This window comes from Pseudomonas sp. 05N432 (assembly GCF_056396945.1).
In genome coordinates this window covers 74,473-94,603 of the sequence record NZ_JBFTMM010000028.1, presented here as the reverse complement: position 1 = coordinate 94,603, position 20,131 = coordinate 74,473, and the positions used below count along the sequence as shown (strand labels likewise).

At 60.4% G+C, this 20,131-nt stretch carries 18 protein-coding genes, 1 tRNA gene and 1 pseudogene; 10 read left to right on the top strand and 10 right to left on the bottom strand.

All coding sequences use genetic code 11. From position 1 onward, the window contains the following. Positions 1-30 precede the first annotated feature (30 nt). Positions 31-777 (top strand): energy transducer TonB, encoded by a 747-nt coding sequence (locus AC1DHT_RS27785; protein ID WP_427545605.1) that lies wholly within the window; start codon positions 31-33, stop codon positions 775-777. Then, a complete protein-coding gene (rimI, locus tag AC1DHT_RS27780; protein ID WP_427545546.1) occupies positions 770-1,222 on the top strand; it encodes a ribosomal protein S18-alanine N-acetyltransferase in 453 nt (150 codons plus the stop codon). Before AC1DHT_RS27785 ends, rimI begins: the two co-directional genes overlap by 8 nt. Positions 1,223-1,361: 139 nt before the next feature. Here rimI and AC1DHT_RS27775 read toward each other — a convergent pair whose 3' ends face one another. Next, on the bottom strand, positions 1,362-1,763 hold the full coding sequence (locus tag AC1DHT_RS27775; protein ID WP_427545548.1) for a serine kinase/phosphatase: 402 nt from the start codon (positions 1,761-1,763) through the stop codon (positions 1,362-1,364). Positions 1,764-1,914: 151 nt separating this feature from the next. On the opposite strand from AC1DHT_RS27775, the gene can reads away from it, so the two are divergent. Next, the gene (can, locus tag AC1DHT_RS27770; protein ID WP_103318388.1) at positions 1,915-2,559 is read left to right on the top strand and encodes a carbonate dehydratase; all 645 of its coding nucleotides are present in this window, start codon (positions 1,915-1,917) and stop codon (positions 2,557-2,559) included. Positions 2,560-2,580: 21 nt separating this feature from the next. Here the strand turns inward: can and AC1DHT_RS27765 are convergent, their stop codons facing one another. The 4 genes from AC1DHT_RS27765 to AC1DHT_RS27750 all read right to left on the bottom strand — a co-directional run bounded on the left by AC1DHT_RS27765 (position 2,581) and on the right by AC1DHT_RS27750 (position 7,782). After that, complete coding sequence (locus AC1DHT_RS27765; protein ID WP_427545550.1) at positions 2,581-3,099, bottom strand: lysine methyltransferase; 519 nt, start codon at positions 3,097-3,099, stop codon at positions 2,581-2,583. Between the two features lie 182 nt (positions 3,100-3,281). Then, positions 3,282-4,448, bottom strand: coding sequence for a hypothetical protein (locus AC1DHT_RS27760; protein WP_427545552.1), 1,167 nt, complete (start codon positions 4,446-4,448; stop codon positions 3,282-3,284). Positions 4,449-4,560: 112 nt separating this feature from the next. Further along, positions 4,561-6,261 carry an acid phosphatase gene (locus AC1DHT_RS27755; protein ID WP_477761550.1) on the bottom strand — a complete coding sequence of 567 codons (1,701 nt, stop codon included), beginning with the start codon at positions 6,259-6,261 and terminating at the stop codon, positions 4,561-4,563. Positions 6,262-6,363: 102 nt separating this feature from the next. Next, positions 6,364-7,782: a short-chain fatty acid transporter gene (locus AC1DHT_RS27750; protein WP_427545556.1), complete on the bottom strand. Its 1,419-nt coding sequence runs from the start codon at positions 7,780-7,782 to the stop codon at positions 6,364-6,366. A gap of 201 nt (positions 7,783-7,983) precedes the next feature. On the opposite strand from AC1DHT_RS27750, the gene AC1DHT_RS27745 reads away from it, so the two are divergent. The 4 genes and pseudogenes from AC1DHT_RS27745 (at position 7,984) to AC1DHT_RS27730 (ending at position 11,531) form a co-directional block, all read left to right on the top strand. Further along, positions 7,984-9,300: an MFS transporter gene (locus AC1DHT_RS27745; protein WP_427545558.1), complete on the top strand. Its 1,317-nt coding sequence runs from the start codon at positions 7,984-7,986 to the stop codon at positions 9,298-9,300. A gap of 105 nt (positions 9,301-9,405) precedes the next feature. Continuing rightward, positions 9,406-10,290, top strand: a pseudogene (locus tag AC1DHT_RS27740) (PAS domain-containing protein); the annotation flags it as partial. 108 nt (positions 10,291-10,398) lie between these two features. Further along, the gene (locus tag AC1DHT_RS27735) at positions 10,399-10,830 is read left to right on the top strand and encodes a methyl-accepting chemotaxis protein (RefSeq protein ID WP_237142992.1); all 432 of its coding nucleotides are present in this window, start codon (positions 10,399-10,401) and stop codon (positions 10,828-10,830) included. Positions 10,831-10,949: 119 nt separating this feature from the next. After that, positions 10,950-11,531 carry a flavin reductase family protein gene (locus AC1DHT_RS27730; protein WP_427545560.1) on the top strand — a complete coding sequence of 194 codons (582 nt, stop codon included), beginning with the start codon at positions 10,950-10,952 and terminating at the stop codon, positions 11,529-11,531. Between the two features lie 6 nt (positions 11,532-11,537). On the opposite strand, the gene AC1DHT_RS27725 is transcribed toward AC1DHT_RS27730, so the two are convergent. Together AC1DHT_RS27725 and AC1DHT_RS27720 are read right to left on the bottom strand one after the other, a co-directional pair. Then, positions 11,538-11,906 (bottom strand): cupin domain-containing protein, encoded by a 369-nt coding sequence (locus tag AC1DHT_RS27725; RefSeq protein WP_427545562.1) that lies wholly within the window; start codon positions 11,904-11,906, stop codon positions 11,538-11,540. A 76-nt stretch (positions 11,907-11,982) separates the two neighbouring features. Further along, on the bottom strand, positions 11,983-12,792 hold the full coding sequence (locus tag AC1DHT_RS27720) for an AraC family transcriptional regulator (protein WP_427545564.1): 810 nt from the start codon (positions 12,790-12,792) through the stop codon (positions 11,983-11,985). A gap of 173 nt (positions 12,793-12,965) precedes the next feature. Between AC1DHT_RS27720 and AC1DHT_RS27715 the strand changes: the two genes are divergently transcribed. Continuing rightward, positions 12,966-13,319: a gamma-glutamylcyclotransferase family protein gene (locus AC1DHT_RS27715; RefSeq protein WP_427545566.1), complete on the top strand. Its 354-nt coding sequence runs from the start codon at positions 12,966-12,968 to the stop codon at positions 13,317-13,319. 96 nt (positions 13,320-13,415) lie between these two features. Next, complete coding sequence (locus AC1DHT_RS27710) at positions 13,416-14,246, top strand: alpha/beta hydrolase (protein WP_427545568.1); 831 nt, start codon at positions 13,416-13,418, stop codon at positions 14,244-14,246. Positions 14,247-14,295: 49 nt separating this feature from the next. On the opposite strand, the gene ggt is transcribed toward AC1DHT_RS27710, so the two are convergent. Next, positions 14,296-16,140, bottom strand: coding sequence for a gamma-glutamyltransferase (gene ggt, locus AC1DHT_RS27705; RefSeq protein WP_477761549.1), 1,845 nt, complete (start codon positions 16,138-16,140; stop codon positions 14,296-14,298). 189 nt (positions 16,141-16,329) lie between these two features. On the opposite strand from ggt, the gene AC1DHT_RS27700 reads away from it, so the two are divergent. After that, the gene (locus AC1DHT_RS27700) at positions 16,330-17,433 is read left to right on the top strand and encodes a DUF2817 domain-containing protein (RefSeq protein WP_427545572.1); all 1,104 of its coding nucleotides are present in this window, start codon (positions 16,330-16,332) and stop codon (positions 17,431-17,433) included. Positions 17,434-17,556: 123 nt separating this feature from the next. Here the strand turns inward: AC1DHT_RS27700 and AC1DHT_RS27695 are convergent. Together AC1DHT_RS27695 and AC1DHT_RS27690 are read right to left on the bottom strand one after the other, a co-directional pair. Next, positions 17,557-17,633: transfer RNA gene (locus AC1DHT_RS27695), tRNA-Met, on the bottom strand. 116 nt (positions 17,634-17,749) lie between these two features. Continuing rightward, a complete protein-coding gene (locus AC1DHT_RS27690; RefSeq protein WP_427545574.1) occupies positions 17,750-19,807 on the bottom strand; it encodes a methyl-accepting chemotaxis protein in 2,058 nt (685 codons plus the stop codon). Positions 19,808-20,131 lie beyond the last annotated feature (324 nt).

Sequence of the window (20,131 nt, the reverse complement as noted above, 5' to 3'; positions counted from 1 at the left end):
GAGTCCCGTCGCCGCGCCTATTTGACCGCCATGCAGGTGGTCAACTGGCTGCCGCGCACTGAATTGCCCTTTGCCGCGCCGTCGCGGCCCGAGCTGCTGGAAGCGCCAGAGCCGTTGGTCGAAACGCCGATTGCGCCGGCTCAGGTCGCGAAAGCTGCTGCAGAGCCAGTGGCCAAGCCGGCCGAGCGGGTCAAGGTCGAAGTGCCGCGCCCAACGCCTTCGGTCGCGCGCCCGGCGAGCAAGCCGGTCGAAGAGGTCGAAGACGCACCGGTCGCGGCCAAGGCGCCGCAAGTGCCGCCACCGCGCTTTGCCTTGCAATTGCTGCGTGCCGGCCGTTGCCTGCTGCTGGTGGAGTTACCCACAGGCGGTGCGTTCCAGACTCGCGATCCGGCCTACTTGCTGCTCAAGGACATGCTGCGCGCCGCCGGCCTGCCAGACAGCCCGCAAATTGTCGGCGAACCGGTCCGCTGGCCGCTGCTGGCACGTGGAACCATGGATCAAGGCCCGGAGGCTGCCCGTGATTTCGTTCAAGGGTTCCTTTCGGCTCGCCTGGAAGACGCGCCTTGTGTGTGTCTATGGTTGATCGGTCTGCCGGCGGTGCGTTTTGCCGGTGAGGCGAACGCTGAATCTTACAATCGTGAGCTTCAGGTCGAAGGCCTGGGGTCGGTCTGGGCGCTGCCCGGCCTGGAATTATTAATGGAAGAGCCACAGCGTAAGGCTGATGTCTGGCAAGCCATGCGTCGGCTGATGGCGCGTTGGAAAGAATCGAATGAGTGACGCTGTATCGTTCCGCCCGATGACTGAAGCGGATTTGGACGCTGTACTGCGAATCGAATACGCGGCGTTCAGCCATCCCTGGACCCGTGGGATTTTTCTTGATGGTCTGGGCAAATACCAGATCTGGCTGATGTTCGAAGGTCAGCAACAGGTTGGCCACGGCGTCGTGCAGATCATCCTCGATGAGGCGCATCTGCTGAACATCACGGTCAAGCCGGAAAACCAGGGGCGCGGGCTGGGTTTGAGGCTGCTTGAGCACTTGATGTCCCGTGCCTATGAAGCCAAAGCCCGGGAATGTTTCCTGGAAGTGCGCGACAGCAATCAGGCGGCGTTCCGTCTGTATGAGCGTTATGGTTTCAATGAAATCGGTCGCCGCCGCGATTACTACCCGGCAGTCGGTGGGCGTGAAGATGCGGTGGTGATGGCCTGCACATTGGTGGATTGAGCCTTAAAAGCATCGTCGGAACGCCGCCCGGAGCAAGCTCGCTCCCACAGGGGGTATGTTGGTCACGGGCTTTGTATTCGACACCCATCGAAYGTGGGAGCGAGCTTGCTCGCGATGGCGGTCTTTCAGACACTAGAGATCAACGATTGCCATCAACCGGATCGCGTTCTGCCAGTTCCGCCTCATCCAGCCCGTTGCCGCCGCCGATTTCGTCTTCATCGACAATGCTCAAGTCCCAATCGGCGCTGAAGTCTTCTCCAGCTTCATGAGCGTCGCGGGCGCCATCTTCGCGGATCAGGTTTTCCGGGCTCATGTCGTCGTCAATGGGGTCGTCGTCAGCCGAGGCACCGCCCGTGCCTTTTTCAGGTACGCGTTTGCTGGGCAATTGTTGCTCACGCTCGTGCTCGCGGGTCAGGCCACCGATGGTCTCGCCGGGTTCTTCTTCATCGAAGTCCAGTTCGCGCATCGAACCCATGCGGTCTTCGTTGTCGTCGATAGGCTCGGGTTGGACCGCGCCATAAGGACGTCGTGAATCAGTCATGGAAATTCCTCATAATGTGGGGCCTTATAAGGTGGACAGGCGTTACCCTTAAAGATTCCAAGACATTATTGTTCGACTACCTGCAACACCCGCGTGACCCCGACGGGCGGTTGTCTGTCAAAGCAACGCACCATTCTTGAGGCTTCAGAGCATGAACGAATTACAAGATCTGATTGATAACAACGCGCGTTGGGCCGATGCGATCAATCAGGAAGATCCTGAGTTTTTCGCCAAACTGGCCCGCCAGCAAACCCCTGAATACCTATGGATCGGTTGCTCCGACGCACGCGTACCGGCCAACGAAATCGTCGGCATGCTACCTGGCGACCTGTTTGTGCACCGTAACGTTGCCAACGTGGTGCTGCACACCGACCTCAACTGCCTGTCGGTGATTCAGTACGCGGTGGACGTGCTCAAGGTCAAACACATCCTGGTCACCGGCCACTACGGTTGCGGCGGTGTGCGCGCCTCGATGCAGGACCGCCAGTTGGGCCTGATCGACGGCTGGCTGCGCTCGATTCGCGATCTGTATTACGAACACCGCGAAGAGCTTGGTCAATTGCCGACTGAAGAAGAGCGGGTCGACCGTCTCTGCGAACTCAACGTGATTCAGCAAGTGGCCAACGTCGGCCATACCAGCATTGTGCAAAATGCCTGGCACCGCGGGCAGAGCCTGTCGGTTCACGGCTGCATCTACGGCATCAAGGATGGTCGCTGGAAGAGCCTGAACGCGACTATCAGCGGTTTCGAACAACTGCCGCCGCAATACCGCTTGCGTCCGGTCGGTGCCTTGTAAACGGCGCTGAGCCTCCGTTTATCAGGGGTTATGTCGATGCCAGTGTTGCAAGAACTTCTGGCCTTCGGCGTTTGGCGGATCATCGTAGCCGGTGATCCAGCCGCGGCAATCGGGCGAGCCGCACTGACAGGCGAACTGACGCGTCAGCTTCTCTTCAGTGCTGGCGTAGTCCATGCACAGCACAGTGCCAGGTGCGATGTCCTTCAGCGCCCATAGCCACAGTTCGCTCATGTCGAGAAAGACGTTCGGGTCGCAGGAATGCAGCAGTAGCCCGGAAAAAAACGGATCGTAGACGTGGATACCCGGCGCCAGTTGCAGGGTATGCAAACGGCGGGTATGGATCAGCAGTCCCGACACCCGACAGATACGACTGATACGCAGGTAATTGCGCTGTGCCGTGATTGCCGCACCGCGCCCATCGTCAGTCTGGATTACCGTGAAGTGAGCTTTGGAGGGGTAGCCCTGACGGGCCCTGAGTTCTTTGTTCGGGTAAATGCAGCTCGACAGCGTAGCTGCCTTGTCGCTGGCCTGGGGTTTCATAACGATCCTTGTTTATTGGGCGCTGCGACCACAGGAGGCTGGCGATCCTGCCAGCCCTGCAGCACATGGGTACGTCTAAAGAGTCTCGCAAATGAAACAGAGGGTCTACTGTCAGATCTGACAGGCGATAGAGGCTGCCTGCTGCGTCAGCGAATGCTTACGCAGCAGGTGTGCCCGCAGGATTACAGGTGCGATGCAGCCAGCGCGGGTGCAGGCACTTTCAACTGCTCCAGTTGGGGTTTGATGTCCGGGGCCGAACACTTGGTTGCGGCTTGCTCGGGCGTCAGATTGCGGATCGAGGTGTAGAACAGCTCGCAGGTTTTCTCTTTCTGGGCCACTTGCCAGGTTTGCGTGCAGGTGTTGAGTTGTGCACTCGGGTCACTGCCGGGTTTGCTGCCCATACCCGCTTGCCAGCAAGCCGCACTCAAGTCCTGCCCCATCACCTTCAAACCCACGGCATCGGCCTTGGCCTGATCGTCGTTATAGTTCGCCGGGTCGGCCGCATACCAAATGTAGCTAGGGTGGTTGGAACCCAGTACCGGCACCTTCACGCCCGGGGTCGGGATGATTTGTGCCAGGCCCAACACGGCCACGGTCTGTCCATACTGCTCCTTGACCCAGTTGCGCACCGGTGCACCAAACGCGACCATCGGCAAGGTCACGCCGCTGCTGGTCTGGCTGAATTGCTTGACCAGGGTGGTCTGGTAGTCCTTGAAGTAGCCGTAGACGCCTTCAAGGTCCTTGCCGGCGGTGGAAGGGGCGGCAATCGGCGCGATATCGATGATGGTCTGGTAGGCCGGTGTTTGTCCGGCGGCGATACCGTTGGCAGTCAGTAGCGTGGCCCAGCGGTCGGTGGTCTTCGATTCCAGGTAATCCTGGGCCTGGGTCAGCGAATAGTCCGGTGGGAAGTGCAGCAGCTCGACACTTTTGCGGTTTTCCAGCGCCATGCCCAAGGGCAGGAACAGGTACCAGCTGTACGCCCACTTGCCGTCGGCATTCAGCTTGTTGGCGCCGGCGTGGGCCAGATCCCCGGCATCGAGCAATGCAGTCAACGGTTTTGCGTAGTCCTTTGGCACGCCACTGATGTTTGCGTAGAGCTGATTGTTATCGGTTTTTACATGGACCTTTGCCGTGGCGTAGCCATCTCGTTGAACGCTTTGGGTCAGGTAGTGCTCGACCGTTTGCTCCAGCGTCCAGTTGCGATAGCAAATCACGTTGCAGTTGTTGGGGTAGGCGAACAGCTGCGTTACCCGTTCGGTACTGCCCAGTTTCAGGTCGGTATCGGCGTGGGCGGTAGCACTCAAGGTAAGGGCGGCGAGGGTGAGGCTCAATCCTGCGAGTTTGAACATGCTCAGATCCTTTTCAGCGTGGGTCCTCGAAAGCGAGGGCGGTTACATACTGAAACCACTTGCGTTGATAGGTCTAGTACCCACGCGAAAAGATCGCAAGACTGAAAGTCAATCAGCCGGAAAAATGCAGCGCATTGCTTAAATCGCCCATCGGCTTCTGGCCTCGGGCAATCATTGCGGTATCGCGCTGCTTGATCCCGTCGAGCGTCTCAAGCTGGAACACCCGGGTGATCAACCGCAGGATCGACGCGGTGTCGTACACCGTGTGATCCACCGTGCCTTTACGGGCGAATGGCGACACCACCAGCGCCGGCACCCGCGTGCCTGGGCCCCAGCGATCACCTTGCGGCGGCGCGACGTGGTCCCACCAGCCGCCGTTTTCGTCGACCGTGACCACCACCACCATGTTTTTCCACTGCGGGCTTTCACGCAGCACCTTCAGGGCACGGACGATATGCCGGTCACCGGATGCCACGTCGGCGTAACCGGCGTGCATGTTCAKGTTGCCCTGGGGTTTGTAGAAACTCACCGCCGGCAACTTCCCGGCTTCGGCATCGGCAAAAAACCGGTTAGTGGTCGACTCGTCACCCAGACCGCCATCACGCAGGTGTTTGCTGCGTTCGGCCGGGTTTTCCGGACCCAACTGCTTGAAGTAGTTGAACGGCTGATGGTGATACTGGAAGTTGGGGATCTTCGGAATGCCCCCCGAGTCCTTGAACTGGTCCAGCGTCGCCTGCCAGGCGCCGGCGTACCAGGCCCAGTCGATGTTCTTCTTCGACAGCTTGTCGCCGATGTGTTCGTGGGTTTGCGGTACCAGCACGCTGGGTAGATCGGCTTTGGCGTATTCCGGGCGTTCCGGGTCGCGGATCCAGGTTGGCCAATAAGGCGGGGCCATGGTGTTGACCGCGTAACCATCCGGGGTCAGGGCGCTGGGGCCGAACTGCGGTGGACCGCTCATGGCGCTGGCCGGGGATTTTTCCAGCGGCTTGAGGCGCGTGTCTCGCGGGTCATCGCTTTGCAGCGAAGCGATTTGCGCCTTGGCCACCGAGTTGGCGGCATCCGGGTAAAACGGCACGGTGGCACTGATCAGGTATTGATGGTTGAGAAACGAGCCGCCAAAAGCGCCTTGGAAGAAGTTGTCGCACAGCACGAACTCCCGAGCTACGTCCCATAGACGCAGGGAATAACGGCTTTGGGCGTAATGCCCCATGGTCAAGCCGCCCGAATCGGCCCAGGCGACAAAACGGTCGTTCTTGCCGCCGTTGATCTGCATCTGGTTCTGATAGAACACATGCCATAGATCACGCGTCACCAGACCAAACGGCAAGTCTTCGCCATTCGGGCCTTTGAGGGCGTAGGGGGCGTTGGGCAAGTGTTGCTGGAATTGGGTTTCGTTCGGATAGGTCACGCCATCGAGGGTTTGCGGACCGATCTGCAACACGCCACCCCAGGCCGGCGGCAAGGTTTCCAGCAGGCTGCCATCCCGGTCGCGCTGTTGATAGTCCTCAGGCTTGAGGGCTGACAACGGTTTTTCAAGGCCAGGAAAATCACTGAACAGGTTATTGAAGCTGCGGTTCTCGGCGAAGATCACCACCACGTTTTTCACCTGATCGCGCAACGCCTTGTCCAGCTCGGCAGGCGACAGCGGCCGCTCTTCAGGCTTACCCGGAGTCTCGCCAGTATTGCCGCACGCGCTCAGCGTTGCGCCGACACCGAGGACTGCAACGCCCCCCAGAAAGCGCCGACGGCTGGTGTCGGTGGGGCTGTCGTCTGCTGGAGGAGGCGCATCGTTGCCGGTTTTGTCGTCGTTCATCCTGAATCCTGTTTTGCGGAAAAGTGTTGCCGTATATTTCGGCTGGACGCTAGCAGCGAGATATGACGGCGAGGTGACAAGAGGGTTTCAGCCCCATTTTTACTAAGGCATCACCGGCGCCACATACGTCAGCGTCGTCCCCAGCGCCCACAACAGAAACAGCACCAGCGGCGTGTGCACCAGCAGTTGCACAAACGAAAACCCGATCAGGTCCCGCGCCTTCAAACCGAGCACGCCAAGCAGCGGCAGCATATAGAACGGGTTGATCAGGTTGGGCAGGGCTTCGGCGGCGTTGTAGATCTGTACGGCCCAGCCCAGGTGGTATTTGAGGTCGTTGGCGACTTGCATCACGTACGGCGCTTCGATAATCCATTTACCGCCACCGGACGGAATGAAGAAACCGAGGATCGCCGAATACACGCCCATCAGCAGGGCATAGGTGTCGTGGGAAGCAATGCTGACGAAGAAGGTCGAGATGTGGTGCGCCAGGGTCTGGCCGTCGGTGCCTTTGACTACGGTCATCAGCGCGGCTATGGAACCGTACAGCGGGAATTGGATCATCACGCCCGTGGTGGTCGGCACCGCGCGGGCCACCGCATCCAGGAAGCTGCGCGGGCGCCAGTGCAGCAGTGCGCCAAGCATCAGGAACAGGAAGTTGTAGGTGTTCAGGCCCGAGATGGCGCTGATCGCCGGTTTGGTCGAAAACTCGTGAAACAACCATCCGGCGGCCAACAGCACCAGCAAAATGGTCAGTATCGGGCTGTATTCCAGCCATTCGCCGGGGCGAGTGCGTGGCTGTGGTGCCGGTAGGCTGAAGCTTGGGTCGATGCCGCAGGCCTTGGCGTCACGGGCGGAGTTCGGGCCAGGGGCGGTGGCATAGGCAATGATCAACGAAACCACGATCAGCGCCAGCAAGAGCACACCGGACTGCCAGAGGAAAATCGTTTGGGTGAATGGAATCATCCCGGTGATCGACAGGATCGACGGCGGCAAACTGGCCGGGTTGGCCTGCAACTGCGCTGCCGACGAAGACAGTCCCAGCGCCCAGACTGCGCCGAGCCCGAGGTAAGCGGCGGCACCGGCAGCGCGGTAATCCATGCGCAGATCGGTACGGCGCGCCAGTGCACGCACCAGCAAACCGCCAAATACCAGAGACAGCCCCCAGTTAAGCAACGACGCAACCATGGAAATCAGTGCGACCCAGGCCACGGCCGAGCGACCGTTTTTCGGGATGCGCGCCAGGCGGTCGATCAGTTTCACCGCCGGTGGCGAGCTGGCGACCACATAGCCGCCGATCACCACGAAGGCCATTTGCATAGTGAACGGGATCAGGCTCCAGAAGCCGTCACCGAAGGCCATCGCGGCATCGGTGGGCTTGGCGCCCATGATCATGGTGGCCACGGCAACGATAATGACCGCGAGCGCGGCAAACACCCAGGAGTCGGGAAACCAGCGTTCGGCAAAGTTCGAGCAGTGCAGGGCAAAGCGGGCGGAGCGGCTATCTTCGATTGCAGCGGCCACGGGAGTACCTCGATTTTTATGTTTATTGTGGTGCGAGCCGGGCCGCGCAGGCCCTTGCGCTCAGACATAAACAGTAAATCAATCAAGATGTTTTTGCGGTGCTGTTTTGCAGACTTGGGACTATGGTCTAACGGGTTGTTCGAACGTGTTTTTGCGTAGACCATGGGCGCCGTGTTTTTTTGCCCATTTCAGAGCATTTTTATGACTGCCATCCTTGATGCACGGCCGGCACCGTTTTCCCGGTCTGACTACAAGACCCTGGGCCTGGCGGCGCTCGGCGGGGCACTGGAAATCTACGACTTCATCATCTTCGTATTTTTCGCCCTGACCCTCAGCCAACTGTTCTTTCCTCCGGAAATGCCCGAGTGGCTGCGTTTGCTGCAAAGTTTCGGGATTTTTGTCACCGGTTACCTGGCGCGGCCGCTGGGCGGGATTCTGATGGCGCACTTCGCAGACCGGCTGGGGCGCAAGCGGGTCTTCAGCCTGAGCATCCTGATGATGGCGCTGCCGTGCCTGCTGATCGGGATCATGCCGACCTACGCCCAGATCGGCTATTTCGCACCGTTGCTGTTGTTGCTCCTGCGAGTGCTACAAGGCGCGGCGGTGGGTGGTGAAGTGCCAAGCGCCTGGGTGTTCGTGGCCGAGCACGCACCGGCCGGGCACCGGGGTTATGCCTTGGGCTTCCTGCAGGCCGGGCTGACCTTTGGTTACTTGATCGGTGCATTGACGGCAACCTTGCTGGCGCGGGTCTACACCCCGACGGAGATCCTCGATTACGCCTGGCGTTACCCGTTTCTGTTAGGTGGCGTGTTCGGGGTGATTGGCGTCTGGTTGCGTCGCTGGTTGAATGAAACCCCGGTGTTCATGGCCATGCAGGCCAGTCGCGAACGGCATGTCGAACTGCCGCTGCGCACAGTGTTGCGTGAGCATCGGCTGGCAATGCTGCCGGCGGTACTTCTCACCTGCGTGCTGACCTCGGCGGTGGTGACCTTCGTCGTCATCACCCCGACCATGATGCAAAAGACTTTCGGCATGAGTGCCAGTCATACCTTCGCCCTGAGCAGTCTGGGCATCGTGTTTCTCAACGTCGGCTGCGTGATCGCCGGGTTGATCGTCGACCGCATCGGCGCCTGGCGCACAGTGATGCTCTACAGCTTGCTGCTGCCGTTGGGGATTGGCGTGCTCTACGCCAGCCTGATTGGCGGTGCACACTGGATTGGCCTGGCCTATGCCATTGCCGGTCTGGGTTGCGGGGTGGTCGGTGCGGTGCCGTCGGTGATGGTCAACCTGTTCCCGGCGCGGATTCGTGTCTCGGGGATTTCGTTCACCTACAACATTGCCTACGCCATTTGGGCCAGTATCACGCCGTTGTTGCTGATTGGCCTGATGCCGTGGAGCCCATGGATCTGCGTGATGTTCTGCGCGGTGATGGGGGCGGCCGGGATTGGCGCAGCGCTGTACTTCGGTTCACGCCTGCCACGGGTCGATCATGCGGCTGGCGTGGCCTGCAGTCCCTGAGGCACTTTAATCGTAAGGCTGGTCTTACCCACGCGTGCGAGCCCAGGCTCGAGCGCGACGATCATGTCGACCTCGAACGAGGCATTACGGGCGCATAGTGGCTAGATGCCAACTATTTTTGTAGGACAACCCGGCAAAGCTCTTCAGAAAAGCCGGGTAAGGCCGATGGTAAATCTGAAGGACGCTCTCAACCCTGCCCATCGGTGCATCGCCATGTTCAATAAACGCTTGAAGCAGGAGCTGTCGGCTCTTCGTGAGGAACTCTCCAGCCTTCAACAAGTGAAGGAAAGCCTGGAAAGCGAGATGCTCGTGCTCACCCTGGACCCTGATGGGCGGGTGCAATCGATTAACCAGAATTTCGCCCAGGAAATGCTCTACAAGGGCAATGACCTGATTGGCCGACACATCGAAGAGATCGTTCCGGCCCACGTCAAGACCGATGAATTTCACCTGCGCTTCAAGAATGCCCTGACCCGTGGCGAGCACTTCGCGGGCGCTGTGCGCTTGCTCAGAGGCAGTGGCGAGGAAGCATGGTTGCGTTCTATTGCCCAGCCAATTCGTAGCTCGGCCGGCCGGATCAAACACTTTTCGATTTACTCCAGTGACCTGACCCGCACCATCGAAGCGTCTCGTGAACACGAGAACCTGATCGGTGCATTGGTTCGTTCTACAGCCGTCATCGAGTTTGACCTCAACGGTAATGTGTTGGCGGCCAACGAGCGGTTCTTGAACGGTATGGGTTACAGCCTGGCACAGATCATAGGCAAACATCACCGCATGTTCTGTGAGCCCGAGGAGTACAACAGCTCCGCGTATCAGGATTTCTGGCGACGTTTGAATGCCGGCGAGTTCGTGGCCGACCGCTTCAAACGTGTCGACAGCCATGGCCGAGTGGTCTGGCTCGAGGCGTCCTACAACCCGGTGCACGACGCCAACGAAAAGCTCTACAAAGTGGTCAAGTTCGCCACCGTGATCACCGATCAGGTCAATCAGGAACAAGCGGTTGCCGAAGCGGCGAACATCGCTTACAGCACCTCATTGCAGACCGACAACTGTGCACAGCGCGGTACCGCCGTGGTGACTCAGGCGGTGGACGTGATGCGTGAGCTGGCCAAGCACATGCAGCAGGCTGGTGAAGGCATCGAGGCGCTGAACGAACAGTCACTGGTGATCGGCACCATCGTCAAAACCATCAGCGGCATTGCCGAACAGACCAACCTGCTGGCGCTCAACGCCGCCATCGAAGCGGCCCGTGCCGGTGAGCAGGGGCGAGGTTTTGCGGTGGTGGCAGACGAGGTCCGGCAACTGGCTTCGCGCACCAGCAAAGCCACCGACGAAATTGTCGGTGTAGTGCGTCAGAACCAGGACATGGCACGCGATGCCGTGGTGCTGATGACGGATGGCAAGCTCCAGGCCGAACAAGGTTTGGCGCTGGCCGCCGAGGCGGGCACGGTGATCGTCGAGATCCAGGATGGTGCGCAAAAGGTGGTCAACGCGGTCGGGCAGTTCGCCAATCAGCTGTCGACCTAAGCCCGGCTCGAGCGAGCCTGCTCTCGTGTCGAGAGGTGCAGGCCGCTATTCAGTTTCGCTCCGCACTACGTCCGGGCAGATACCGCTACACTTCGCTCTTTTCTCCGGAGCAGTCACTCATGAGCGTTTCCCATCGCCGGCCGGTTCCCTTGTCCAGGGCCTATCGTCTGCTCAACCATGGGCCGACCGTACTGGTCAGCGCGGAGCATGACGGCAAGCGCAACATCATGGCGGCGGCCTGGGCCATGCCGCTGGACTTCGAACCGCCAAAAATCGCCGTGGTGCTCGACAAGTCGACCTGGACTCGCCAGTTGCTCGAAGCTTCAGGCAGTTTTGTGCTGAACGTACCCTGCGCGGCTCAGGCCGACATCGTACAAACCGTCGGCTCGACGTCCGGCCTTGAGCGAGACAAGTTCCAGGCCTACGGATTACAAACATTCACCGGTGAACAGCTCGATGCACCGATGCTCGATGGCTGCGTCGCCTGGCTGGAATGCCGGCTGCTGCCCGAGCCGCACAACCACCAGCAATACGACCTGTTCCTGGCCGAAGTGATTGCCGCCCAGGCGGACGAGCGTGTATTCAGCGATGGCCGCTGGCATTTCGAAGGGCACGATGCATTGCGCACGCTGCACCACGTCGCCGGTGGGCATTTCCTGAAAATCGGCGATCCGGTGGCGGGTAAAAAACTGGACGATTGAGCCTCGTCAGATCCACTGATCATTTAGCGCCGTACGCTCCCCACCTTCGCTCCCGGTATTGAGCACACCCTTGGGTTCGATCAGCAGCAGTTTGACTTCCTGTTCGGCAAACGGCTTGTGCTCGATGCCCTTGGGCACCACATACATTTCACCTTGGGACACCAGCACCTGGCCATCGCGAAAATCGATGCGCAGTTGGCCTTCAAGGACGATAAACGTTTCGTCGGTGTCCTGATGATCGTGCCAGATGAAGTCTCCCTGCAGCTTCACCACCTTGAACTGATAGTCGTTCATTTCGGCGATGACCCGCGGCGACCAGTGCTCGTTGATCTGCGCAAGCTTGTTGGCAAAATTCAGGCTTTGATACGTCTGCATGATACGGCTCCCGTTGGTGATTGTGAGCCCACGGTAGCCTGCGCAGCAGCGCACTTCTTGCACGATTGTGCGTGGCTCAGCGGCGGTGCATTTTCATCCAGCGGGCGGGTGACAGGCCGTAGGTTTTGCCAAACTGCCGGGTCATGTGGCTTTGATCGCTGAAGCCTGCGATCAGCGCAGCGTTGGTCAGCGATTCACCTTGAATGAGCAAAGAGCGCACCAGGTCCAGGCGGCGCATGGTCAGGTAACGATAGGGGCTGGTGCCGAACAGCAGGCGAAAATCCCGCGACAGACTCCAACGATCACGCCCGCTGTGTTCGGCCAGTTGATCCAGGGTCACCGTTTGGTCGAGGGCGCTGTGCATGAACTCGCGAGCGCGTTCTGCCGCGAGGTAATCGAAGCTCTGACGATGGGTGGGCACTCCCGATACCGCGCTCATGGCCTGCGCCAGATCAAACAGCGCATCCTGCTGCTCCAACGGGTCGAGGGGGCGATCGATACTCTGCAACAGGACCTCAGTCGCAGCGAACAAGCGTGGATCAGTGGAAATGCCGGTCTTGATAAAGGGCAACGGCTGGCCGCCGAGCATCTGCTGGATCAGCGCGGGCTCGACGTAGAGCATCCGGTATTTGAAGCCGTCCTCGGTGCCGGCTTCGCCATCGTGGACTTCGTCGGGATGCAATACCATGGTCCCGCCCGGCAGGCTATGCCGCCAGCCGCCGCGATACTGAAAGCGCTGCACGCCGGCCAGGGTTCGGCCGATGGCGTAGGTGTCGTGACGATGAAGGTCGTAACCATGACCGGAGAAAAATGCCTCGATACGCTCCAGCCCGCCCGAGTAGGGGGCCCGCTGGAACCAGTCGGTGAGGATTTTCTGCTTACCCATGGGGAGTCTTTGTATCCGGGTGTTCGGTGACGAGCACGGTAGCTCAGGTGCGGGTTGGCTGTCAGCCAGATAACCGGTTGATTGATTCATTTGCGTTTTACTCAGGAACTGAGTCTTTAACCCGCTCCGCTTGTCGTGTTAAGAAACACTACTTTTAGAGACGAGGTTCGCTGATGACCGATTCCGGTAATACGCAGGTCTACCTGTTTTCCTACGGAACCCTGCAGGACAAAGCCGTGCAACTCGCCAACTTCGGTCGCGAACTGTCCGGCAGCGCAGACCAGATGCTGGGTTACGAGCAGTCCTGGGTCGAAATTACCGACCCTGAAGTGTTGGCCACCAGCGGCAAGACTCACCATCCGATCCTGCGTCCCGGCGGCGCTGACAGTGTGCCGATCCCCGGTATGGTGTTCCGGATCACGCCAGCGGAGTTGGCGGCTGCTGACAGCTATGAAGTCTCGGATTACAAACGAGTCAGCGTGGTGCTGGCGTCCGGGATCGAGGCGTGGGTCTATGTGAGTGCCTGAGTTGGCAAGGGAGGCTTGAATGTTCCGTTGTATGGCCACAACCGTGCTAACGCAGAAGAGGGCCAGGCCTGTGACCGTATGTATTGGAATGAGCAGATGAAGCGCACGCCAGGCGTCTTGACGATTGCTTTGTTGCTCGGTGCTTTGCTGAGTGGTTGCCAGTCCCCCAGGCAGTCTCTTGAAGCGCTGGCGGCAGAGCAGGGTCAGCAGGTGGAAGTCATTGCCACTCACGCTTATCCGTTGCTGCTGAGCACGCCGCTGAAACGTCCCGATACCAGCCGGATTCGTCTTTACCTGGAAGGTGACGGCCACGCCTGGGCGACGGCTTCCCAGCCGAGTCTCGACCCCAGCCCACGGCAACTGCTGATCGCCGGAATGGCGTTCAGTGATCCGACACCGAGTCTTTACCTCGCGCGTCCTTGTCAGTTCGTCAGTGCGCCAGGGTGCGTGCCGGCACTGTGGACCGAGCGGCGCTTTTCTCCCGAGGTGCTGGACAGTCTCGATCAGGCGTTGAACCAGATCAAAAACCGCTACGGCAACCATGACTTTGAGCTGATCGGTTATTCCGGCGGTGCCGCGTTGGCCTTGTTGCTAGCGGCTCGCCGCGACGATATTGCTCAGGTGCAAACCCTGGCCGGTAATCTCAGCCCCAGGTTGTGGGCCGAGCGACTTAACCTCAGCCCGCTCAAGGGCTCGCTGGAACCCCTGGATAACCGAGCGCGCCTGGCTCATGTTCGGCAACGGCATCTGGTCGGGGCTGACGACTCCATCGTACCGCCGGCCCTGGTCGACAGTTATCGTCGGGCGCTAGGGCAGGCTGACTGCCTGGAAGTGGTGGTCTTGCCAGACGTGTCCCATGCCGAGGGGCTGGACAAGGTATGGGGCGATTGGCGGGATCGACCGATCCAGTGTACTGGCGCCAGATAATAAAAAAGGGCTTGCCTCGCGGTAAGCCCTTGGTTATTTCCAGAGTCGATCAATCCCCCAGTGCTTCACCTTCACGCCGTGGATCGGCGCCGCCGGCCCAGGACGCTTTGCCCTGAGCGTCGCGTACGCGAACGATGGCCTGAGTGCCGCTGGTCATGTCGATTTGATTGACCGTATGCCCTTTGTCCTTGAGGGCCTGGATCAGCGCCGGGCTGAACTGGCCTTGTTCCAGTTCGGTCGAGCCATTGCGGCTGCCGAAGTTGGGCAGGCTGATGGCGGCTTGCGGGTCGAGGTTCCAGTCGAGCAGGCCGACCACTGACTTGGCGACGTACTCGATGATTTGCGAGCCGCCGGGCGAACCGAGTGTCGCGACCAGTTCTCTGCTTTGACGATCAAAGATCAGCGTCGGCGCCATGGATGAGCGCGGGCGCTTGCCAGGCTCGACACGGTTGGCCACGGGGTGGCCGTTTTCTTCAGGGATGAACGAGAAGTCGGTCATCTGATTGTTGAGCATAAAACCCTGCACCATCAGGTGCGAGCCGAAGGCCGCTTCAACGGTGGTGGTCATCGACACGGCACCGCCCTGATCATCGACGGCCACCACTTGCGAGGTGGAAATCCGCAGGGGGGAGCGGTCTGGGGCGTAGGCCACCTGAATGCCCGGTGGCGTGCCGGGTTTGGCGCTGCCCATGCTGCGATCGCTGATCAACGTTGCGCGGCTGGCCAGGTAGGCAGGGGAGACCAGACCGGCGACCGGGACCGGCACGAAGTCCGAGTCGGCGACGTACTGCGCGCGGTCTGCGTACGCCAGGCGCTCGGCCTCGGCGATCAGGTGCACGGCTTCAGGCGCCGGTTCGAGGCCCGCTGGTTTATCGGTCTTGAGCGGTTTCAGTCGGGCCAGAGTGAGGCGACTGTCGTCGCTTTCGAGTGCCTGCAAGGTGCCGAGAATCTGCGCCACGGCAATCCCGCCCGACGATGGTGGCGGCATGCCGCACACTTGCCAGCGCTTGTAGTCGGTGCACAGCGGGGCGCGTTCCTTGGCGCTATAGCCGTTGAGGTCGTTCAACGACAGGCTGCCGGGGTTGGCATTGCCTTGAACCTTGGCGACGATCTCCTGAGCAATAGGACCTTGATACAGCGCATTCGGGCCTTCTACCGCAACACGTTTGAGGACCTTGGCCAGTGCCGGGTTTTTCAGCAGCGTGCCAACGGCTTTCGGGCTGCCATCGGCATTCAGGAAGTACGCAGCCATGTCAGGGGAGCGTGGCAGGAACGGGTCGGAGGCGATCATCGTGTGCAGGCGCGGCGAGATCGCAAAGCCCTTTTCCGCCAGGGCAATCGCCGGCTCGAACAGCTTCGCCCATGGCAAACGACCGTGCTGCTTATGCGCTAGCTCCAATGCACGCAACACCCCCGGTGTTCCGACCGAACGACCACCAATCTGCGCCTCGGGGAAGGGCATGGGTTTACCGTCGGCTTGCAGGAAGAGCTTTTCAGTCGCGCCAGCGGGTGCGGTTTCGCGGCCGTCGTAGGTGCGTACTGCCTTGCCGTCCCAGAGCACGATCAACGCGCCGCCACCGATCCCGGAGGATTGCGGTTCAACCAGTGTCAGCACCGCTTGCATGGCGATGGCGGCGTCGATCGCCGAACCACCCTGACGCAGCATCTCCCGTCCCGCAGCGGCTGCCAGTGGGTTGGCCGCTGCGGCCATGTGTTTGGCAGCGTATTGGGTGTGCAGGTCGGTGCGAAACCCCGAGGCGATTTCCGGGGCCACCGGCAATGCACTGACGGACGACGAAGCGGGCGGGGCGCTGCAGGCCGCGAGGGTCAGCGCGGTGGCTAGCAGCGACAGGGCAGTCAGGCGGCAGCGACTMAAATGGAAGGTTGGGAACACGTGGGCACTCCGTCCGTGGGATAAAGAATCAACCGACTGTATCTGCGCCTCGAGTCAGCTGCAACGCTGGTCTTGTGTGTATTGATCGATGGATGGGCACCTTTGCCCTTCTTCGGCACAGGGATTTTCTGTAGGGTCGGGGGCGCGAGATGTTCGCTAATAACAAGTCCATAACAACAAGAGGCCGACATGCAGACCGAGTTCCCAACGCAGCCAAGTTACCGTTCGCAGCGCGAACAATTCGTGGCGGCAGCGACCGCAGCCGGCGCCCGGTTGACCGAATACCCGCATCCACTCAAAGGGCCGTTTGGCGAGTCCTTGAGCACTGACGTGGCGGTGCTCGGTGACCCCGGGGCAAAGCGTCTGCTGGTGATGTTGAGTGGCACCCACGGGGTCGAGGGCTTCTACGGTTCGGAGTGCCAGATCAACTGGCTGAATGAGTTCGGCAATCGCCCACTGCCCACCGATGTCGCGGTGGTGATGATCCACTTGATCAATCCCTGGGGCACGGCGTGGTTGCGTCGCGTCAACGAAGACAACATCGACCTGAACCGCAATCACCTGAACTTTGATCGGCCGTTGCCAGACAACCAGGCCTATGCAGCGCTGCACCCGATTTATGCCTTCAGCCTGTTACACGGCCCGGAGCGCGAGCGCGCCGATGCCTTGCTCACCGCGCAGTTAAGCGAGCATGGCTGGCCGGCAGTGATGTCGATTGTCGAGGGCGGTCAGCACAGTCATCCCGACGGTCTGTTTTACGGTGGGCTGGCGCCGAGCTGGTCGAACCGGACCTTGCATCAGATCATTGCGGCGCATCTCTCGCAGGCCGAGGTCGCGATGTGTTTCGACCTGCACTCCGGTGCGGGAGAGTACGGTCATCCGATGCTGCTGACCGTTACGCAAGCGGCTTACCCGGCACTGGAACAGGCGCAGGCTATTTACGGGCCGTGGCTCTACACCATTCAAACCGGCGCGCAGACCCACAGCGAAACCGGGATTGCGGCATCAGCCACTGGCTACACTTCTCAGGCGCTGCTCGATGCGCTGCCGCAGGTACGCCTGATGCCGTTTGTCATCGAGTGCGGCACTTACCCGGGAGAGGCGGTGCATGCTCATCTGCGTGACGATCACTGGTTGCACCTGCACGGCAATCCGGGGGATGCCGTGGGACGGGCGATAAAACTGAATCTTGTTGAGCAGTTCTATCCCGCCGACAGTGACTGGCAGGAAATGGTCTGGGTTCGCACCCGACAGATATGGGAAAAGGCGTTGTCGGCATTGCCCACGCTATAGTCGAGGGCTTCGGCGCTTGATGAATCCTGCGGCTCACAGAGCGATGTGAGCCGTCGGTGGGCCGGGGACTTTTCTTCAGGCATAAAAAAACGGCCTACCTTTCGGTAAGCCGTTTTTAGTACTTGGTGGCTACACAGGGACTTGAACCCCGGACCCCAGCATTATGAATGCTATGCTCTAACCAACTGAGCTATGTAGCCAAGTGGCGCGCATTATTGGCTCGTAACGATGAAGTGTCAAGCGTAAATCTAAAATATTTCTCTACGCTTTCAACCGCTTATCAACCCGCTCCATAAAAACGGATGAGTTTTCAGCTTCAACCCAGCTGAAACCGCCCGGTATTCTCGCTCAAAGCCTTGCTGCCCGAACTCAAGGTGTCCGCTGCGAGGTTCACCGCCCGTGCGCCTTCAAGCAGGCGCACGGCGGCCTGATCGACTTGCTGGATGTTGCCACTGACCTCATCGGCCGTGCTGGCTTGCTCTTCTACGGCCGTCGCGATCTGCGCCAGGGTATCGGTGACGCTTTGCACTGCGCTGGCGATTTCCCCCAGCCGTTCGCCAAGACCGGTTACCGCTTGTGCGTCGGTTTGGGCCTGGCCACAGGCGGCTTCCATCAGGCTCACGGCTTCGTTGACAGTACTGCGCAGGCTGTCGACGGTGCCGGCGATCTGTGCGGTGGAGGATTGGGTGCGCTGCGACAGGCTGCGTACTTCATCGGCGACCACCGCAAAGCCCCGGCCTTGTTCGCCTGCGCGGGCGGCTTCGATGGCGGCATTGAGCGCCAGCAGGTTGGTCTGCTCGGCCACGCCGCGAATGGTGTCCACCACCAGTTGAATCTGCTGCCCTTGTTCGCTGACCCGGCCAAGGGCGGCGGCAGTGTCGTTCAGGCGTTGATTGAGCTGCTGAATGCTCGCTGTGGTGCGTTGGCTGTCGCGGCTGCTCTCGGCAGCAATGCGCTGGGTCTGCTGAGCGCTGCCTGAGGCGTGTTCGCAACTCTGGGCGACCCCTTGCGAGGTTGCGGCCAGTTGCGTGGCCGCAGCAGCGATCTGGCTGATCTGCAACTGTTGGGCTTCGACTTCGCCCAGTGCCTCGCTGGCGTGAGTATTGAGGGCTCGCACCGCGTTGCCCAGTTGCAGGGTTTCGTGATCGACCCCCAGCAGGCTGGTGCGCAGTTGCACCACAGCAACGTTGAGCGCGGCGCTGATCGCTGCCAGCTCGTCGCGACCGTGCACAGGCACTTGCAGGCTCAGGTTGCCGTCACGCAGGGCTTCGGCGAGCAGCGTAATGCCGCTGGCGCTACGGCGGATCGAAGCTTGCAGGCAGATGAACAAATACAGCGCGGCCAGCAGCAGGCAACCGAGGACGCTCGCCACCAGAATGAACTGGCGAATGGCCGAGCCGTGGTAGTAGTCCAGACGCTGATCCAGTGACACCAGCGATTGCTGGCGCAGCGAGGCGAGGTCAGAGAGGAGGGCGTCGAGGTTGCGTTCGAAGTCTTCCGGTTTGAGCGTGATGCTGGCGCCGAACATGCCGTCATCCAGGCCTTTCAGTCCGGCGTCCAGATGTTTGAGGCTGTCGTGGTATTGCCCGGCCCAGGCCTGCAATGCACTGGGCAGCCGTGCTTCGAGCAGGCTGCCAGTCTTGATCAGTTGCTCGCGAGCGTCGCCAATGCGGCCACGCAGGTCGCGCAGTTGCAGACGGCTTTGCAGTGAGAACTGTCCGGACACTACCGATGCCTGGCCGATGCTGGCGAGGCGTCCGACCCGTTCGATCAGGTCGGGCGCGTGCTGGGTCGAGATCTGCGTCAGCAGGTAGGTTTCCAGCCAGGGAGCCAGGGTCAGGCGGTTATCCATGGCGATCTGTTCGCGCAATGCTTGCAGCGCACTGAGGGCCGCAGTGAAACGTTCATAGCCATCCGGCCACCAACCGACGCTGCTCAGGCTTTTCGAGTCCAGACTATTGAGCGCGGTTTGCAGGGTTTGATAGCGACTGAGGGTATCAGCCTCGGCCCCCTCGGTTGTCAGCGCATGGCCCAGATCGTTTACGGCCTGATTCAGAGCAGGCTGCACTGCATCGAACGCAGCCATCGCAGCGACGGTGGCCGGTGTTGGCTGGCGATTGGTTTCGGTGGCGCGCCAGCGGGCGGCGCGGTCGCGTTGGGCGGCGAGCAGGTTGTCCAGCGCGTCGAGGGCAATCAGCTGGCGTACACCGGCACGCTCGCCGGCGATCAGGCTGAGCTTGTCGCGGTAATCCTGGCCAATCATCCACAGGCTGCCCGCCAGCGGCAGGATAAACAGCAGAAACAACAACTGAAACTTGCGGGCGAAACCGAAACGCCCAAGCAGTCCAATCCCCGGTGCCAGAAAAGCCTGCATGCCCGACTACTCCTCTGGGCACCACGCACCAATGGCGTGCGGTCGCGGCGTTATGGCCGCACCCTGTGCCCTCATAAAAGGCCTCGAAAGTTCACCTCGGTGGGTCATGTGGGACCGGCGCTGTGGTGAAACTTCCCATTCTCGATCCCCTTTGTAAGGGGCCGCGTTGAAGGGGATAAGCAAGGCAAGATTCAGACCATGGCACTGCGCTATTACCTAACGGTCGACAATCCAGAGGTCGTTAGCAGGCTAAGGGGATGGCGTTGCTGCACCGAAAGATGGCACATTGGCGCACCTGCAAGTGCTCTCCTTTACGCGGTATGG

Coding starts and splice junctions, on each gene's coding strand:
- AC1DHT_RS27785 (WP_427545605.1), top strand. CDS start 31: ATGCAGGTGGTCAACTGGCTGCCGCGCACTGAATTGCCCTTTGCCGCG.
- rimI (WP_427545546.1), top strand. CDS start 770: ATGAGTGACGCTGTATCGTTCCGCCCGATGACTGAAGCGGATTTGGAC.
- AC1DHT_RS27775 (WP_427545548.1), bottom strand. CDS start 1,763: ATGACTGATTCACGACGTCCTTATGGCGCGGTCCAACCCGAGCCTATC.
- can (WP_103318388.1), top strand. CDS start 1,915: ATGAACGAATTACAAGATCTGATTGATAACAACGCGCGTTGGGCCGAT.
- AC1DHT_RS27765 (WP_427545550.1), bottom strand. CDS start 3,099: ATGAAACCCCAGGCCAGCGACAAGGCAGCTACGCTGTCGAGCTGCATT.
- AC1DHT_RS27760 (WP_427545552.1), bottom strand. CDS start 4,448: ATGTTCAAACTCGCAGGATTGAGCCTCACCCTCGCCGCCCTTACCTTG.
- AC1DHT_RS27745 (WP_427545558.1), top strand. CDS start 7,984: ATGACTGCCATCCTTGATGCACGGCCGGCACCGTTTTCCCGGTCTGAC.
- AC1DHT_RS27735 (WP_237142992.1), top strand. CDS start 10,399: ATGCGTGAGCTGGCCAAGCACATGCAGCAGGCTGGTGAAGGCATCGAG.
- AC1DHT_RS27730 (WP_427545560.1), top strand. CDS start 10,950: ATGAGCGTTTCCCATCGCCGGCCGGTTCCCTTGTCCAGGGCCTATCGT.
- AC1DHT_RS27725 (WP_427545562.1), bottom strand. CDS start 11,906: ATGCAGACGTATCAAAGCCTGAATTTTGCCAACAAGCTTGCGCAGATC.
- AC1DHT_RS27720 (WP_427545564.1), bottom strand. CDS start 12,792: ATGGGTAAGCAGAAAATCCTCACCGACTGGTTCCAGCGGGCCCCCTAC.
- AC1DHT_RS27715 (WP_427545566.1), top strand. CDS start 12,966: ATGACCGATTCCGGTAATACGCAGGTCTACCTGTTTTCCTACGGAACC.
- AC1DHT_RS27710 (WP_427545568.1), top strand. CDS start 13,416: ATGAAGCGCACGCCAGGCGTCTTGACGATTGCTTTGTTGCTCGGTGCT.
- AC1DHT_RS27700 (WP_427545572.1), top strand. CDS start 16,330: ATGCAGACCGAGTTCCCAACGCAGCCAAGTTACCGTTCGCAGCGCGAA.
- AC1DHT_RS27690 (WP_427545574.1), bottom strand. CDS start 19,807: ATGCAGGCTTTTCTGGCACCGGGGATTGGACTGCTTGGGCGTTTCGGT.